We start from the raw sequence: 17,823 nt of genomic DNA, 5'->3' as shown, positions 1-17,823 counted from the left end.
GAAAGTTATAATACTATTTGACATCCGATTTTCGAATATAAATATCTCCCCCACTATCCAAAAGAAGCAGCTTAACTCCACCACCATTAACCTTGGCTTTAATATGTTTCTGCCCATGTTCTTCCTTATTTGGCAAATTCATTTGTTCATACTCAAAGTTTGTGTAAATATCTTTCCAGTATGTTTTAGCTTCAAGATCGAACTTGGACTTGGACGGCAAACTTATATCAATGTCGGAAAATTTAGTTTTAACAGAAATAGGATACTTTGGGGCTTGTCTTTCAAAGATAATTTCAACTCCCCCACCTGTTGAGTCAATTGTAATTGCCCCATTGTTATTTTTGATTAACTTATCACCTTTCCTTTTAATAATAAGCTCATTTTGCGTGTTGCTAACTATTAATGATTCTGAAAATGTCTTTGTTTCCAAAATCTCCAAAACAAGCCCCTTCGGCACAATTATTTTATACTCAGCTCTTGAAGCATATTGGCTTGCAGGTTTAATTACTAAAATGCTTTCTTTAATATTTGTGAACAAACCAAGACTTGTATTGTCTTCATCTGTGTATGACATGGATTTCAACCCAGCGGCTTTTTTGGGAACTTCAAATGAATGCGTTGTTTGAATAATCAGTTCTCTATTATCCGACCCGATAATTTCAAGTTTTCCATCCAAACCGTTTAATTTGATTTTCGTTATTGATTTTCCAACTTTTTGCTTGAAAGTCTTTAACTGCTTCTCAGCCATAGAATAGCTCGCTGATAAACTTAAAAAGATAATGCTCGCAAGAGCAATCCTTACCATTTTACTTGCTTTTTCTTTATTCATCTTTACTTGCTTGTTTATTTCAATTCATTAATGTTTATCACGATTAGTTTTTTTATGGCTTTCTTAATCATCCTCCCTTGTATTCCCTCCAGAGGGAAAGAAAATGGTATAAAAAATCAATCGTGATAATGTCTATTTATTCTTGTCTGTTATGCACTGATTTTAGAAATGCTCGACTTCAAATGCTCCTTCATCTGATCATTTTCTTCATTCGCATACAAGTGCTCCAAAGCATCCAAAGCGCTTTTCTCTTTCCATTTCACCAAAACATTGATCATCTCAAGTTGCAATTGTTCGTCCTGTTCGTTCATTAAGGCATTGGCGATAATTCGCTTGGTTTTTGGGCTATCATAATGATTTATTATGGCATTCAGAGCCTTGTACCTCACATTTGAGTTTTCAGCTTGATTCATCGTATGCAACAGCACTTCCAACATGCGATCATTAAACTCGGCATTTTCTTCAATCTCGTACATGTGCATCAACTGATCGCTTGGAGATTCTATCGAAGTAATCGCATCCAATCTCAATGACTCTACTTCAGATTCATTGTTAAAATATACCGCTGACCAATAACCCATCATAAAAATCAACAATGAGGCTGCCATTTGATAATAAAGCTTAGGCATTCGCCTGACAGTATTAGCTTCAAATTTATTTTCCTCAACAATCTGCAAATCTTTCTCTTGGTCTAATATAGCTTCGAAGCCCATAGACAAATTTTCGCTCGGCATCACCTTTTCTGCCTTTCTTCTCGACAGCAAGCTCTCCAACTCTTCCTCAACCATGCAATCATCTTTTTCATTCAGATGAAAACCGACAAACTCCTGCTCATTTTGACTTGACTTCATAGCCTTGCCATTCTTTTTTAGATATTCCTGCGCTTTTTCGTATTTCTTTTGATCTTTCATCCTGCCTCATTTAATTTGAAAAAAACAGACTTCAATTCCTTCATGGCTCTATAAACTCTTGTTTTGATATTGGAAACGGACATCCCTGTTCGCAAACTAATATCCTCATATCGCATTTCTTGAAATTTGCTCATGACCAATATCTCTTTATGCTCTTTGTCAAGAGAGTTAATAGCCAACATCAATTGCTCATTCAGTTCTTCAGCCTCCATGCCTGTGCCATTTTGGGACTGCGAATCAGGTATCGAAGATTCATCTTGAATCTCATAATTCTTTTTTACTCTTTCGCAATGATCATAAAACACATTTCTCCCAATTTGATAAAGCCAAGCATTCACGCTTTGGCCTTCTTTGTAAGAATGCCTGTATCTCAAAATTCTATAAAAAACTGTCTGTGTCATATCCTCAGACAATGTCTTATCTCCAGTAAGTCGATACAAAAAACGAAATAACTTCAAATGATGCCTTTCGAAAATTAGCTTCATCTGATCCAAGTCGCCCTGCTTCACTTTTAGCATCAACATCTCATCAGTAGTTTGCTCCATTTGATTTCTAATTACACCCTGATTACTTGGCTAAAAGAAAAAGGTCGCAAAAAAATAAATATTTTTTATTCGTATGTGAAAAAATAGTTTTGGCAACTCAATAATTGCGAAGAATTCCCGATATATGAAATGCACTGTTTTAATAAGTTGATATAGGATCAAAAAATATACGCAGTGACATTATGCTGAGAAATCCCAATAGTCAAAATATTTAATAAAAATCTTAGCTATATTTCTAGCATCATCAATTCCTCTATGATGAATGCCCTCAAGTAAAATATTCTCATTCAAAAGCGTATTTTTCATGCCTATGGCTCTTCTCAGTTTTTTGAATTTGCCATACTGATGTTTCAAACTGACATGCTTTTCAACCCATGCTTTATCCAGACCATTTAAGTCGCAGTCCGCTTCAAACTGTTTCTTGTCATAAAATCCCCAGGAACACAATATGTAATCATCATCCCCTTGTCTAATCCAGTCTTGAAACTCATTAATCACATCTCCAAAATAATCGGCATTATCCACATCACTCTGTTGAATCGAAGTCAATTTTTTACAAAATTCGCTTAATATCGGATGCTTTAACGGCTTTATAAACTTGCAAAACTCCGAGACAATTTCTTTATCATCATTTATCAAAACCGCCCCGATCTCTATTGTCTCATTCTGGCTTTTATCCCAACCATCCCAACACGTAGCTTCTAAATCAAACACTATATAATTCATGTATTCTATCTTAAAAAAACTGTTATTTATTAAACCCTAAATAGCAATAACTCTATTAGGCTTTTTCTCCTTACATTCCTGTTTTTATCAATACTAACTCTCCTGTTTTATTATTAAAGATCATTTGTTGAACCGTAATCCCCATCATTACCTTATCGTCTTTCAATATCTTCAAGCAATCTTGAGAATTTATCGGCATTTTATGCCCCAATAACTCCAAAACTCTATCATATCTTCCACATGATGTTATTTGCAAAATGCTATCACTCATATTATTGTTAATCAACACCTTATAATCATTAGCTACAACAACTCTATCATCTTTTCCAAATCTAACAGCGGATCTGCTGGGCGTTCTTTCAATCACAGCTAATTCATTTTTCTCTACTCCCGACAACAAAATCAAACTATCACTTGCCAATGAACTTTGTTCTAGTCTTTCTCTCGCTTCATCAAATGAATTGTTATGCTCTAATATGTCTCTCAACAAAAATGAAATCGGCGTAGAAATTTGAGGTGCTTCATGGCTTAATACAGCGTTTAATGTCAATGAGAACTTGCCAGGCTTCATCCCGGAAAGCGCTCCAATAAAACCCGGCCATCCAACAGTTTTGAATACGATCTTTCCGTGTCTTTCAAAATGAAATACTTTCGAATATTTCCCGAGTAAATCATTATCGGTATGCCAATCCAAATTTCTAGCATGGAAAACAGTCTCTTGATTATGAAAAGCGAATACAGTGCACCCAAAGTAAAATTTTAAAACATCATAATATAAATTAGCCACCAATACCTGATCAGGGCTGAATCTGGATATAGAGGAAATAAAATCTATCTCCTCCAATAATTCCTTTGAAATTACAGCAGACTTGTAATCCCCAATATTTTCAAAAATAAAACCAGCATCTTCAAAGTCATTTAAATAATACTCTAGCAACTCATCGAGTTCGACTTTGTAATCATTCAAAAAACTCCATCGCTGGCTGGCCGGCAAATCCAAATTTACAATTAGCTCTCCTGTTTCCATTTTTAAATCTCTCTGTCAAAAATCTCTTTTCCTCCTCAACAAGCCTACACAAATAGAGAAAATATCTATTTCAATATTCAAATGTACATATTAAAACAACAAAAGAGCAACTCCCATTGAAATACCTCAACCTAGAAAAAGAAATATTTTATTAAACTAACTCAATTTCAGTTAAAAAATTAAACACAAACAACAAAATAATACTACTAAAAACTAAATAAACCGTATAAGCAATCAATAAATTATCGCGAGTAAATACTTCAGAAAGCGATTTAACATTTAAGTTATTACTTAAATGAGTTCTGCTGGAATACATATAATATCCCACTAAAAATAAAGGTGTTATCACTAATGAAAAACCAATCGTGTAAATAGATTGAATAGTCAAATCAAATAAATTCAAGATACCTTTAGAGTGTATCTTAATAGCCAGCTTTATGATAATCGCTAAAATAGAAACTAAAACAGCTACACTAAGTCTGTGAATTCGCCAATAATAAATAAGAGTATTAATCATGTACATAGATTATGAGTGAAAAATAAAAATATATAACATGAAGATAATTACATACATACTAATATTAAATTATTTAGCAAAAAACATCTCCTCAGTGGCTTCATTAAATTTCAAGTCTTTTTTCTGATTCAACGCATGAACCCATAAGAAAATCGATTTACAGAGTTCTAACCAACGATGATATGGCATTATTTCACACACATACCTAAACTCGAAGACAGGTAGTTTTGACACGCCATCATCATCCATATCCATTTGACTACCTAAGCTACCCAAAGACTCCAACTTATGAGCCCATTGTTCATCTGGAAAATTTCGTGAAGTCAACATATCCGTACCTTCAACTATATGCTCAAACCAAGACTGTCTGGATAAAGCTGAAAATATCTGCTGGCGCTCCTCGGCTTTATCCGTCTGATAGACTCCTTTGCTAAAAACCGGCAACTGAAAACTTCCTAGATTCAGTCTTTCCATCGCTTGATCGAAAAATGGAAGCCAAACTTCCTCTTGACTCAATCGCTTTTTATCCTCCAATGGCAAGTGCTCAAACATAGCCGCAAAATCAGTTCTGCTTAAAATCACAGGCATTGATTTCGCGTAAGTAACTTGTTTCTTATCAGAAAACACCAAATATTGAAACAACTGCAATAAAAATCCTTTTGAAGCATTTTCTAATTCTTGAAATAGCTGCATATCATTCAAAACATCTACAACCTGCCTAAATAAATACCCCGGTTGTCTCTCCAAATTTCTTGTATTGCCAACTGTCCAATCACTAAATAACTCTCTCATCTTTTTTCGCCGTTGAGACATCTCCTCGCTTTCGTCTGGCTTAGGCATCGCCACATCATCATAAACTATTGGCAAACACTCCAAGGAAATCCCTGCGGTAAATTGAAAATAACCTGCTTTAGGGTTGTTTGCGGAGAACAACTCTATTTCTTCAAAGGCTGGATTCAACTTGCCAAACTTCGGCAATACGCTTTTGGCTTTTATCATCTTGCTAAGCTTTCCTTTCTCGTCAAGCTCCTCCATTAAATTTGAAATTATTGAGATGGTTTCAACCATTCTATCATAGCCTTTTTCAGATTCTTCGAATGGAGAGGTAACAAACTCCAAATAAGGCACATTCTCTGGAAAAGAAACATCAACTTGAAGCTCAAATCCATTCCCCTCCAATACACAATCATGAATCGAAAACATCGGATAATTTGTCTTTGAAAATGGGATTCTCCTATTCACTACTTCCAACTTCTGGGCTTGATCCCAAAATGGCACATAACCCACCTCCACTTCGAAGCCTACAGATCTCTGGATTGGAGCCTCTCCAAAAAAGTAATTTTCAACAGAAGTGGAATCAGCATTATTTCCTTCTTCATTGCCTACATATTTGGCCAAGCCCTTACTTTCTAAAGTATTGTAATGGCATTTTTTTTTAAACAATTTAGCCTGAGAAATAAGCTTCATAGTCATAGTGACCTTCAAACTTTCAAATAGTTCAAAACACAGTCAATTAAAAACATGGAAACTAAAAAACTCTTTTCTGATTATTTATTAAACTCAGCTTTACTAATTTTTGAATGTAAAATGATGCTCCCAGCAAACACCTTCATCTCTTTCGAAATCAAGCTTTTTACTACTGAAAAACACCAATATTATTAAAGCGAAAAAAGCAATTCCAACCAAACCACAAACATCTATAAATCAGTATTTTAAATATTTTTTTACGCGAAAAAAACACTTTAAATATTGCGCAATTTTATTGAAAATTTTCGCCATTTTCATTCAAAAAAATTGAAAAAAAAATCTTTTGTAAGCTATTTCGAGATGTGATCACACAACTATTAACAATTTTTTAACAAAAGTATTTATGAGTTATATTTTTAATGTACTGAAGAAAACTGGAGGATTGTTTCTTTCCTTATTTCTTCTCAATGTATCAGCTTTGGCTCAAGGAAGGATCACGGGTGTTGTATTAGACACGGACAAAGAACCTCTCTATGGTGTCAACATTATTGAAGTCGGAACCTCTAATGGAACCATTTCAGACTTAGATGGAAAATTCACACTCGATGTTAGTGAAAATTCACAATTGGAATTTTCATTCGTTGGGTACCGAAATCAAGTGGTTTCAGTTGGAAGCAGAAGCCACATGGAGGTAATATTAGAAGACAGTTATGAGCAATTAGAAGAAATCGTGGTTGTCGGATATGGTAAACAAGAACGAAAAGACATAACGGGATCGGTGTCTTCCTTGGCTCCGGAAGAAATTCTAAAACAGCCCGCATTGACACCTACTCAATCAATCCAAGGTAAAGTTGCCGGTGTCCAAATCCTAAATTCAGGAGAACCTGGGAGCGCTCCGATGGTTAGAATTCGCGGTACTGGAAGTATGCTTGCTGGCGCAAATCCTCTTTATGTAGTCGATGGAATCATTACCGAAGATATCACCAATATCAACAACTCGGACATAGTTTCCATGGATATCCTAAAAGATGCCTCTGCCAAAGCAATCTACGGTGTGAGAGCCGCCAACGGTGTAATCCTAATTACGACTAAAAGCGGAAGAAAAGGAGCCATGAAAGTAAACTATGACGGATTAGTCGGAGTAAAAACTGTTTTGAATAGAGTCGAAATGGCTGATGCGCAAGGATACATTGACTATACAAATGACGCATTGATGAGGATGGGCGAAGAGCCTCGATTCGGACCTGAAGACTTAAAATACAACACCAATTGGCTTGATGAAATTACTCGTCCGGGTTTATTCACACAACACAATGTAAGCGTATCTGGCGGAAGTGAAAAACACGACTATTATGCCAGTGTGGGCTATTTTAATGAACAAGGCATTTTGAATGGAGACAATTTCGACAGACTAAACGTTCGATTAAACAACAACTTCAGGTTTAACGACAACATCCGCGCTGGAGTTAATTTAGGACTATCCAATTCCAACAGAGAGATGCAAAATCGATGGACTTTCTCAGCTGCTTATCGACAAGCACCGATTGTCCCTGTTAGAGATGAAAATGGCAAATGGGGAGACGCAGCTCAAATGGCGGGTCTCAACGTGGAAAACCCTGTCGCTATGCAAGAGTACTATAACAACAATACTAAAGCGACAAGACTTCAGGCAAACGCCTTTTTGGAAGCGGACATTCTGCCCGGCCTCTCGTTTAGATCTAGCTTTGGTATAGATGCTAATGTCAGCGCGAATAAAATTTTCGAACCTGAATATTATGTTAATGCCAATCAAAGAAATGACTTATCCTCATTATCTGTCGAAAATGCAAATAATTCTAGATGGGTTTGGGATAATTACTTGACCTATGACAAGTCTTTCGGTCAAGACCATAAATTAAATGTTGTATTGGGTACGACCGCGGAGAAATTTACAGGCAGATGGAATTTAGGCAGCGTAAGAGATGTGCCTAACGATCCAAGGTATTGGTATTTGGACCTAGGAGATCCATCAACAGCCATGGCTGCCGGCAATGGAGATATTTGGACTAGAAATTCCTATATCTTGAGAGGTTCTTACAGCTTTAAGGATAGATACTTACTAACTGTTACCTCCAGAGCTGACGGTTCTTCAAAATTGCCAAGCCATAACAGATGGGCGATGTCACCTGCTGTGGGACTTGGGTGGAGAATTTCCGAAGAAGTATTTATGGAAAACTTAACTTGGGTGGATAATTTGAAATTAAGAGGATCATGGGGCCGTGTTGGTAATGACAATATTCTCTCCAGCGCATTTATCTACACTATGACTCCTGGCCTAGGCTATCCTACAGGCCCAGATTTGGATTATAGATTTGGCTCTACTATCACAGATGTCAAAGACATGAACTTGCAATGGGAAACGACAGAAGAAGCTACAATAGGTCTTGAGTTCGGATTTTTCAATAGCAGGCTATTTGGTGAAATCGAATATTATTCCAAGACAACCAATGACGCTTTGATTAACTTCACCAATGAAGCAACTCTTGGCGGTGGTGAATTTGTTTCCAATAGAGCATCCATTCAAAACAGAGGCGTGGAAATCGCCGTAAACTGGCAAGATCAACTAAGCAAAGACTTCTCTTACAGCATAGGAACAAACTGGACGTTCAACAGAAACAAAGTCCTTGACTTGGCAGGTGGAGAACCTATTTTAGCAGGTGGAATAGCCAACGGTCAACCTACAATGAAAACGGATGTCGGACAAGCTATTGGTTCATTTTGGCTATATGAGTCAGGCGGTATATTTCAATCGCAATCTCAAATTGACAACTATGTAAACGACCGCGGAGAGAAATTAATGCCTAACGCAAAACCTGGAGACTTGATCATCATTGACAGAAATGGAGATGGAGTCATAGACGATGAAGATCGTTATTACGCTGGATCTTACCAACCAACTGTGTATTTCGGTTTCAATGTAAGCGTAAGATACAAGCAATGGGATCTGTCCATCGACACTTACGGCAACCTAGGCAACAAAGTATTCAATGGCTTGATATCTCAAAGATACGGCAATGACAATATCACTATGGACCAGGTAAAAAACAGATGGACGCCTGACAACCCAAGCAACACGCACACTGCCGCTTCGAACGAAATGCCTATTGCTTCTGATTACTTGCTGGAAAGCGGCAACTTCTTCAGAATCAACAATATTACTCTAGGATACAACTTCTCGGATAAAATTTTGAAAAAACTTAAAATGACATCTTTGAGAACTTACGTAAGCATGCAAAACCCGATGATGTTCCAAGCATTTAATGGTTTTAACCCCGAATTGCCTCGTACGACTATTGATTCGGGTATTGAAATGGATGCTTATCCTAGCACGTCCACTTGGATGTTTGGTGTAAACGTTGGCTTTTAACTATTAAGATATGAATATTTTTAAGAATAATTTTATTTTACGAACTGCTCTTTTCTCAACATTTATTCTAGTATTTGCAAGTTGCAGTTCATTTTTGGATGTTGATCCCGAAGGTGAAGTTACACCATCGGATCCTGACGCTAAATCAGCCGAAGCTTCTGTCATAGCCGTCTACAATCAGGCATTGGCTTGGGATGTTCATTCCTTTTCATGGATCGGAGTCAGTTCTATCACCTCGGATGATGCCGACAAAGGATCTGATCCTGGCGATACAGGGACAGACAAGCATCATTTGGATGACTTCATGTTCAATGCCGAGACCCCCGCTTTCAATGATATTTGGGTGGGCAATTATCAAGGAATCAGCAGAGCCAACCGAGCTATTGAAATGTGTGAAAACGCTTCAGATATTGACTTGGAATACCAAGAGAATCTAATCGCGGAAGCTCGTTTTCTAAGAGCCTACTATTACTGGAACTTAGTTAGATGCTTTGGAGGCGTTCCGAAGATAGACTTTGTGCCGGACCCAGCCGATCCGAACCATGTGGAAATCGGAAGAACTCGAGTAACTAAAGAAGAAATCTACGAGCTTATCAAAGACGATCTTGCTTACGCAAAGGAAAAACTATTCACTAAAGGCAGCATACCTTCAGCAAATCTCGGAAGAGCAACTAAAGGAGCCGCTGTTACATTCTTGGCTAAAGTAGCTATGTATGAGCAAGATTGGGCAAAAGTAAAGCAATACACAGATGAGGTTATGGGCATGGGATATTCTCTAACCAATGATTATTCGCATATCTGGAGAGAAATTGGCCAAAATAACGAAGAGTCTATCTTTGAGTTTCAAGCCAGAACAACAACGCCATCCATTGGTATCGAAGGATATTCGGAGAGCCAAGGCGTGAGAAATCAATTCGGATGGGGATTCAATACACCATCTGAAGATCTTGTAAGCACCTATGAAGACGGAGATTTGCGAGTAGAAGGGACTATTATTTTCCCAGGACAAACACTTTGGGATGGAGAGGTAGTCAATACCGATGTCCCTAATAAATATTATAATATGAAAGCTTACTTTTCAAGAACTCAAGAATCTTATGATGGCAACAACTGGGAATCGAATAAAAACTTGAGAATCTTCAGATATGGAGAAGTATTGCTAATGAGTGCTGAAGCTAGCTATCATGCAGGAGGAGATGTACTGACGCCAATCAATGACTTAAGAAAAAGAGCAGGATTAGATCCCCTGCCTCACTCCCCTACTCTTGAGGACATCTGGAAAGAAAGAAGACTTGAAATGGCATTCGAGCATGACAGGTTCTTTGACATTGTGCGACAAGGCAGGGCTGCGGAAGTATTAAGAGCTGTAGGAAAAGACAACTTCAGACAAGGAGTTCACGAGATTTTTCCAATACCTAATGAGCAGATTCGCTTAAGCGGTGGCGTCCTGACTCAAAATCCGGGGTATTAATCCCCAACCCTTTTCCCTAAATTCTCTGCGATTCATTTCGCAGAGAATACTTTAGAGCTATTGCTTTTATAGAATTAAAATCGCCTAAAAGCGAAGTTAACTTTTAACATGCATCAATTCCCCCAAAAATTTGATGTTTTAAAAGAATATTCAATAACAGTAATGCTCAGTATTGTGTAGGCTTTGTTCTTTTTAAATCTCTTATGTAAGATCAAAGAGCATCGCCTACCTACAAATAATAAATTATATTTTTTTCATCATCTAACACACTTTGTCTATGGTTGTTTTAAATAAAAAAAGAATAAACAAACTAAAGCATATGCTTTTAGCGTTTGCTGTGAGCGGAGCTTGCGTGTCTTGTTCCTTTATCTCAACAGCTCAAAAACCTTCCAATGAAACAATCCAAGAGCAAACGGCAAATAATAAAAAACTTAACGCATGGGGCAACCAAAAAGAAATGGATGCTTTCATCAATGACTTAATGTCAAAAATGACATTGGAAGAAAAAATCGGCCAGACAGTATTGGTGGCAAGCTATTGGAATGTCACTGGCCCTGTATCTGAATACGACTATGTCGACGATGCCAAAGAAGGAAAAATCGGCGCTTTTCTCAACGCGAGAACTTCCGATTTTATTTATAGAATTCAAAAAGCTGTAGTGGAAAACTCTCGATTAGGTATTCCAATGATGTTTGGTTTTGACGCCATCCATGGATACAGCACAACTTTTCCCACGCCGCTGGCTATGTCAACCTCTTGGGATATGGAAGCATTCAAAACCATGGCTAAAATTACAGCCAAAGAAGCTGCCGCTGATGGATTGAGTTGGACATATGCGCCTATGGTGGATATCGCCAGAGATCCTAGATGGGGCCGAATCGCTGAAGGAGCTGGAGAAGATCCTTACTTAGGGATTCAAGTAGCCAAAGCTCAAGTAGAAGGTTTTCAAGGAGATGATCTAAGCGACCCATTCACTGTTGCTGCTTGCGTGAAACACTTCGCAGCCTATGGAGCCGCTCAAGCCGGACGTGACTACAATACTACTGATGTGCCCGAAAGAGCATTAAGAGACATGTACCTCCCACCATTCAAAGCAGCGGTTGACGCCGGTGTGGCAACCTTGATGACAGCTTTCAATGAAATTGATGGAGTTCCGGCGACCGGCGACAAGCGTCTTTTGACCGACATACTCAAAAACGAATGGGCATTCGACGGTTTTGTAGTAACTGATTACACATCTATTTATGAAATGACTCATCACGGCAATGTGGCAGACAAGAAAGAAGCAGGCGAAGTAGCTATGAATGCGGGAGTAGACATGGATATGCAATCCGATATCTATAAAAACTATCTTCTGGAATCAGTTAAAGAAGGCAAAGTGAATGAATCATTGGTCGATGAAGCTTGCCGACGCATACTTGAAATGAAATACCGATTAGGTCTTTTCGAAGATCCATACAGATATTGTGATATGGAACGAACTAAAGAAGTTCTGAAACATCCTAGCCATTTTGAAGCGGCGAGAGACATCGCTCAAAAATCCATGGTATTGTTAAAAAATGAAAATGATATTCTTCCACTGAGTAAAAACACTAAATCCGTTGCTCTTATAGGTCCATTAGCCGATAATCAATATGATCAACTTGGAGCTTGGCATACTGCAGGAACCCCTGAAACTGTAACCACTATACTGAAAGGAATAGAGCAAAACCAACCTAATGTGAAAGTTAACTTCAGCCAAGGTTGTGATTTTGAAAAAATGGATAAATCTGGATTCAAAGAAGCTATTGAAGCCGCTAAAAAATCCGATGTTGTCTTGCTGGCCATGGGAGAAAGACAAGACATGTCCGGCGAAGCTGCAAGTAGAGTAAGCATTGAATTGCCGGCCATTCAAAAAGAGTTGATCAAAGAAGTCATGAAACTCAACAAGCCTACAGTTTTGCTTTTGCATAATGGACGTCCGTTGGCAATAGAATGGGAAGCTGAAAACATTCCTGCGATTCTGGAAGTGTGGCATTTAGGCAGCGAGGCAGGAAATGCAATCGCAGATGTGGTCTTTGGTGATTACAATCCTTCCGGAAAACTGACGACGACTTTCCCTCGATCATTAGGCCAAGTGCCAATATTCTACAACACAAAAAACACAGGAAGACCATTCAATCCTGAAGATCATTTCACGACTCGCTATCAAGATAGCTCCAATGATCCTCTATTCCCATTTGGCTTTGGTCTAAGCTATACAACATTTGAATACTCAGACCTTAAAATTGACAAAACTGAAATTGGAGCTGATGATGTCTTGAATATTAGTGTTAATGTAAGCAATACCGGCAAGATGGATGGAGAAGAAGTTGTTCAATTATATGTCAGAGACCTTGTTGGCAGTGTCACTAGACCAATCAAAGAACTAAAAGGCTTTGAAAAAATTGCAATTGAAAGCGGAAAAACTAAAACCGTGAATTTCCAAATCAAACCTTCAGACCTAGCCTTCACAAGATTGGATTACAGCTGGGGCTACGAAGCTGGTGATTTCCAATTGTTTGTAGGTACAAACTCTCAGGAAGTACTGGAAACCTCATTCAAGCTTACTGATTCTAATGAAGTTCCATATAACTTTTAAATAATCAAACATCATGGTTTCTAAGCGTTTTTGGCTTGAAACCATGTTAAAAAAATTATCACGAGTTGGTTTTATACCACATTGTCTCCCTTTAGAGAGAGCTATAAGGGAGGATTTATCTTACAATAAAACTAAGTCGTGATAAGCAATAAAACTCCTATTTGGACAATATAATTTTTTACGTTATGATAAAGAAAATAATGCTTTTGGGTCTCTGTGCCTGTTTATTGATATCAGCAAAGGCTCAAGATACCAGGAACACATATTGCAACCCTCTTAATATTGATTACTCTTACATGATTTTCGATTCTCCTGAAAATCTATCCTATCGATCAGGAGCAGATCCAACAGTTGTTGAGTTCAGAGGGGAATACTACATGTTCGTGACACGCTCGCATGGATATTGGCATTCCAAGGACTTGCTGAATTGGGATTTTATCAAACCTCAATCATGGTACTTTCAAGGCTCAAACGCTCCGACAGCTTGGAATCTGCAAGATTCAGTGCTTCTAGTTGCTGGAAATCCTTCAGGGAATGGAAGCATTCTATATACAGATGATCCAAAAAAAGGAGATTGGAAAGGAACTGCCTCCATTACACATGAAACTCAAGACGCTGCGATTTTCATAGACGATGATGGCCAAACATACTGGTATTGGGGTTCTTCAAACGTTCTGCCCATCAAAGGGAAAAAACTGGACAAAGAAGATAGATTCTTGCAAATAGGTGAATCGTTCGATGTTTTAAATTTAGATATTGAAGCTCACGGATGGGAAAGGTTTGGTGAGAATCATCTTCATCCAGAAATTGAAAATGGCTTCATGGAAGGACCATGGGTTACCAAGCATAATGGCAAATACTATATGCAATACGGAGCGCCAGGCACTGAGTTCAATGTTTACGGTGATGGTGTCTATATCGGAGAGACTCCTGAAGGGCCTTGGGAGTACATGCCTAGCAACCCAATGAGCTACAAGCCCGGCGGATTCATGAATGGAGCAGGTCACGGTTCGACTTTGCTTGACCAAAGAGGCCAATATTGGCATTTCGCATCCATGGCGCTTTCAGCAAACAGCAGATGGGAAAGAAGACTCTGCATGTTTCCAACCTATTTTGACGAAGATGGCTTGATGTACACCAACACGCATTATGGGGATTATCCTAGATACGCCCCAACTGCTGATAATAAAATGGGAGAACCTACTGGGTGGATGCTACTGTCATACAACAAGCCTGCTATTGTTTCCACTTCGAAAGTGCAACAAAGACTTAGCAGCATTGACAAGGTGAACTATGACCCTGTTTACAAGGAAATCAAAGCCGAAAAAAATGCTGACGGATATTACAATGCTTCAGTATTGACGGATGAAAATGCGAAAACATATTGGGTTGCAGAGGAAAATGATGATCTACAATGGGTGGAAATCGACTTGGGAAGCAGTTCCGACATTTATGCGATTCAAATAAATTACCATGATTATAAATCAAATATTTATACCCGCCAAGAAGGATATTATCACAGGTACACTATGGAAGTATCCAATGATAAAACCAACTGGACAACGATCATCGACAAAAGCAACAGTTTCACGGATGTGCCTAATGATTATGTCCAACTTGAAAATCCAGTAAATGCACGATATGTCCGTTACAATCATATCCACGCTCCAACACCGCACTTCAGCCTATCCGACCTAAGAGTATTTGGAGTTGGATCTGGTAGCAAGCCAAAAGTAGTCAAGCAATTCACAGTAGACAGGCAAGAAGACAGACGCGACGCAAATTTAACATGGGACGAAGTTAAAGGCGCTCAAGGTTACAATATTCGTTGGGGTATTGCGCCTGACAAACTATACAACTCATGGCTGGTATATGAAGACACTGAGCTTATTATGCGTTGCTTCGACAGGGATCAAACATACTATGTTACGATCGAAGCATTCAATGAGAATGGCATATCAAAGCCTACTTCAGTATTTAAAATGGATTAAATGCTGAAAAGCAAAAGGTCAAGGCGACTGTGAATCTCAAACAAAATTGGTACGCCTTGATCTGATTTTAATAATTTCTAATAAAAGACACTCAATAATATGCATAGATTATCTGCTATTCTAATACTTATGTGTTCTTTATTCTCAGCTAAAGCTCAAGAATTAAAATCTCCCAATGGAGAAATCATCATGAACTTTATGCTTAAAGATGGAATACCATATTATACACTCGACTATAAGCAACAAGAAGTCGTCAAAGAAAGTAAATTAGGCTTTGAACTTAAAGAACTAGACGACTTGCTCGACAAATTTGAAATCATAGATGAAAAATACGCATCCAATGATGACACTTGGGAACCTGTATGGGGTGAATCAAAAGAAATCAGAAACCATTATAACGAACTCTTAGTCACGCTAAATCAACAAAACACCGATAGGCTATTGGCTATTCGTTTTCGGGTATTCGATGACGGCTTAGGTTTCAGATATGAATTCCCTGAGCAAAAGAACCTTAATCACTTTGTGGTAAAAGAGGAAAAAACTCAGTTTGCAATGACTGGAGATCATAAAACTTTCTGGATTCCTGGAGATTATGACACGCAAGAATACAAGTATGTAACTTCTAAAATGTCGGAAATCAGAGACAAGATGGACAGCAGCATACAACATAATGCTTCACAAAAAGTGTTCTCTCCTACCGGGGTGCAAACTGCTCTAATGATGAAGTCCGATGAAGGACTTTACATAAACATTCATGAAGCCGCTCTTATCGATTATTCTTGCATGCATTTGGAGCTTGACGACAAAAATATGATTTTTGAATCTCATCTTACTCCTGATGCTATCGGGGACAAAGGGTATCTTCAAACACCATTTCAAAGTCCTTGGCGCACAGTTATCGTAAGCGACAAAGCTGGCGACGTTCTTTTGTCTAATATGACCTTAAACCTGAATGATCCATGCGAGTATGAAGATGTCTCTTGGATCAAGCCAGTTAAATATATCGGAGTATGGTGGGAAATGATCACCGGCAAGTCAACTTGGTCATACACAGACTTGGAGTCTGTAAAGTTGGGTGAAACTGATTTTTCTAATAAAACCCCAAATGGGAAACACGGAGCAACAAATGAAAATGTAAGAAAATACATCGACTTTGCCGCAGAGCATGGCATAGATCAAATTTTAGTTGAAGGATGGAATGAAGGTTGGGAGGATTGGTTCGACAAGTCCAAAGATTATGTATTCGATTTTTTGACTCCATACCCTGATTTCGACCTCAAAGCTCTAAACGAATATGCGCATTCCAAAGGCGTTCGATTAATGATGCATCATGAAACTTCAGGTTCTACCATCAACTATGAAAGACACATGGATCAAGCATATCAATTAATGAATGATTATGGCTACAACTCGGTGAAAAGCGGATATGTGGGCAATATCATTCCTAGAGGAGAACATCATTATAGCCAATCCATAGTAAACCATTATTTGTACGCTGTGAAAAAAGCTGCTGACTACAAGGTCATGGTCAATGCGCATGAAGCTGTGAGACCTACAGGCCTGTGTCGTACTTACCCTAACTTGATTGGAAATGAATCAGCAAGAGGAATGGAGTTTGAATCCTTTGGCGGATTGAATGTGGATCATACAACAATTTTGCCTTTTACAAGATTGATAGGCGGTCCCATGGACTTTACTCCCGGCATTTTCGAAAACGATATAAGCCAATACAATCCAGACAATCCGTCTATTGTTCATGGAACATTGGCTAGACAATTAGCCCTTTATGTAACCATGTACAGCCCTCTTCAAATGGCCGCCGACTTTCCTGAAACGTATGAGAAATACATGGACGCTTTCCAATTCATCAAAGACGTAGCTCTGGATTGGGATGAAACACGAGTTCTGGAAGCCGAGCCAGGAGACTTCATTACATATGCTCGCAAGGAAAAAGGCAAAGACAATTGGTTTGTTGGCAGAACAAATGATGAAGAAAAAAGAACATCTTCTATATCTTTTGACTTTCTAAGCCCTGGGAAAGAATATATTGCCACGATTTATTCTGATAAAAAAGACGCTCACTACAAAACCAATTCCAAAGCCTACGAAATCAAAAAATTCAAAGTCAACAGTAAGTCGAAACTTAAGAAAATATGCGCTCCCGGCGGAGGATATGCTATCAGCATCCTAAGCAGTGATGATCCTAGCGAACTCAAAGGACTTAAAAAACTCTGATTTTTCATGCGACATGAATGCTTCGCCACTTATGAGCGGAGTATTCATCCTCTTTCATCAATTTTTCTTTTAAAATAT

Annotated in this window: 12 protein-coding genes; 5 read left to right on the top strand and 7 right to left on the bottom strand. The window is 38.3% G+C overall.

The window, feature by feature from the left end:
• Positions 1-13: 13 nt before the first annotated feature.
• The 7 genes from AABK36_RS21305 to AABK36_RS21275 form a co-directional block, all read right to left on the bottom strand.
• Entirely contained in the window at positions 14-829 is an 816-nt protein-coding gene (locus AABK36_RS21305; RefSeq protein ID WP_309942159.1) for a DUF4097 family beta strand repeat-containing protein, read from the bottom strand.
• 149 nt (positions 830-978) lie between these two features.
• Positions 979-1,740, bottom strand: a complete 762-nt coding sequence (locus AABK36_RS21300; protein WP_309942162.1) for a HEAT repeat domain-containing protein — start codon at positions 1,738-1,740, stop codon at positions 979-981.
• Positions 1,737-2,285 carry an RNA polymerase sigma factor gene (locus AABK36_RS21295; RefSeq protein WP_309942164.1) on the bottom strand — a complete coding sequence of 183 codons (549 nt, stop codon included), beginning with the start codon at positions 2,283-2,285 and terminating at the stop codon, positions 1,737-1,739. The genes AABK36_RS21300 and AABK36_RS21295 overlap by 4 nt, the downstream gene beginning before the upstream one ends.
• A 180-nt stretch (positions 2,286-2,465) precedes the next feature.
• Positions 2,466-3,011 carry a 3'-5' exonuclease gene (locus AABK36_RS21290; protein WP_309942166.1) on the bottom strand — a complete coding sequence of 182 codons (546 nt, stop codon included), beginning with the start codon at positions 3,009-3,011 and terminating at the stop codon, positions 2,466-2,468.
• 70 nt (positions 3,012-3,081) lie between these two features.
• Complete coding sequence (locus tag AABK36_RS21285; RefSeq protein WP_309942168.1) at positions 3,082-4,038, bottom strand: C45 family autoproteolytic acyltransferase/hydrolase; 957 nt, start codon at positions 4,036-4,038, stop codon at positions 3,082-3,084.
• A gap of 151 nt (positions 4,039-4,189) precedes the next feature.
• On the bottom strand, positions 4,190-4,555 hold the full coding sequence (locus AABK36_RS21280; RefSeq protein ID WP_309942169.1) for a hypothetical protein: 366 nt from the start codon (positions 4,553-4,555) through the stop codon (positions 4,190-4,192).
• A 69-nt stretch (positions 4,556-4,624) separates the two neighbouring features.
• A complete protein-coding gene (locus AABK36_RS21275) occupies positions 4,625-6,028 on the bottom strand; it encodes a hypothetical protein (RefSeq protein ID WP_309942172.1) in 1,404 nt (467 codons plus the stop codon).
• Positions 6,029-6,425: 397 nt separating this feature from the next.
• Here AABK36_RS21275 and AABK36_RS21270 point away from each other — a divergent pair, with 397 nt between their 5' ends.
• The 5 genes from AABK36_RS21270 (at position 6,426) to AABK36_RS21250 (ending at position 17,745) form a co-directional block, all read left to right on the top strand.
• A complete protein-coding gene (locus AABK36_RS21270) occupies positions 6,426-9,428 on the top strand; it encodes a SusC/RagA family TonB-linked outer membrane protein (RefSeq protein WP_309942174.1) in 3,003 nt (1,000 codons plus the stop codon).
• Between the two features lie 10 nt (positions 9,429-9,438).
• Positions 9,439-10,899, top strand: a complete 1,461-nt coding sequence (locus AABK36_RS21265; protein WP_309942176.1) for a RagB/SusD family nutrient uptake outer membrane protein — start codon at positions 9,439-9,441, stop codon at positions 10,897-10,899.
• Between the two features lie 319 nt (positions 10,900-11,218).
• A complete protein-coding gene (gene bglX, locus AABK36_RS21260; RefSeq protein ID WP_309942179.1) occupies positions 11,219-13,519 on the top strand; it encodes a beta-glucosidase BglX in 2,301 nt (766 codons plus the stop codon).
• Positions 13,520-13,704: 185 nt separating this feature from the next.
• Positions 13,705-15,510, top strand: a complete 1,806-nt coding sequence (locus tag AABK36_RS21255; RefSeq protein ID WP_309942181.1) for a family 43 glycosylhydrolase — start codon at positions 13,705-13,707, stop codon at positions 15,508-15,510.
• A 99-nt stretch (positions 15,511-15,609) separates the two neighbouring features.
• The gene (locus tag AABK36_RS21250) at positions 15,610-17,745 is read left to right on the top strand and encodes a glycoside hydrolase family 97 protein (RefSeq protein WP_309942184.1); all 2,136 of its coding nucleotides are present in this window, start codon (positions 15,610-15,612) and stop codon (positions 17,743-17,745) included.
• Positions 17,746-17,823: the final 78 nt, after the last annotated feature.

The sequence above is a fragment of the Aureibacter tunicatorum genome, from assembly GCF_036492635.1.
In the GTDB taxonomy this organism is placed as follows: Bacteria; Bacteroidota; Bacteroidia; order Cytophagales; family Cyclobacteriaceae; genus Aureibacter; species Aureibacter tunicatorum.
Note: the sequence above shows the minus strand (reverse complement) of the source record. Positions and strands in the feature narration are given on the sequence as shown.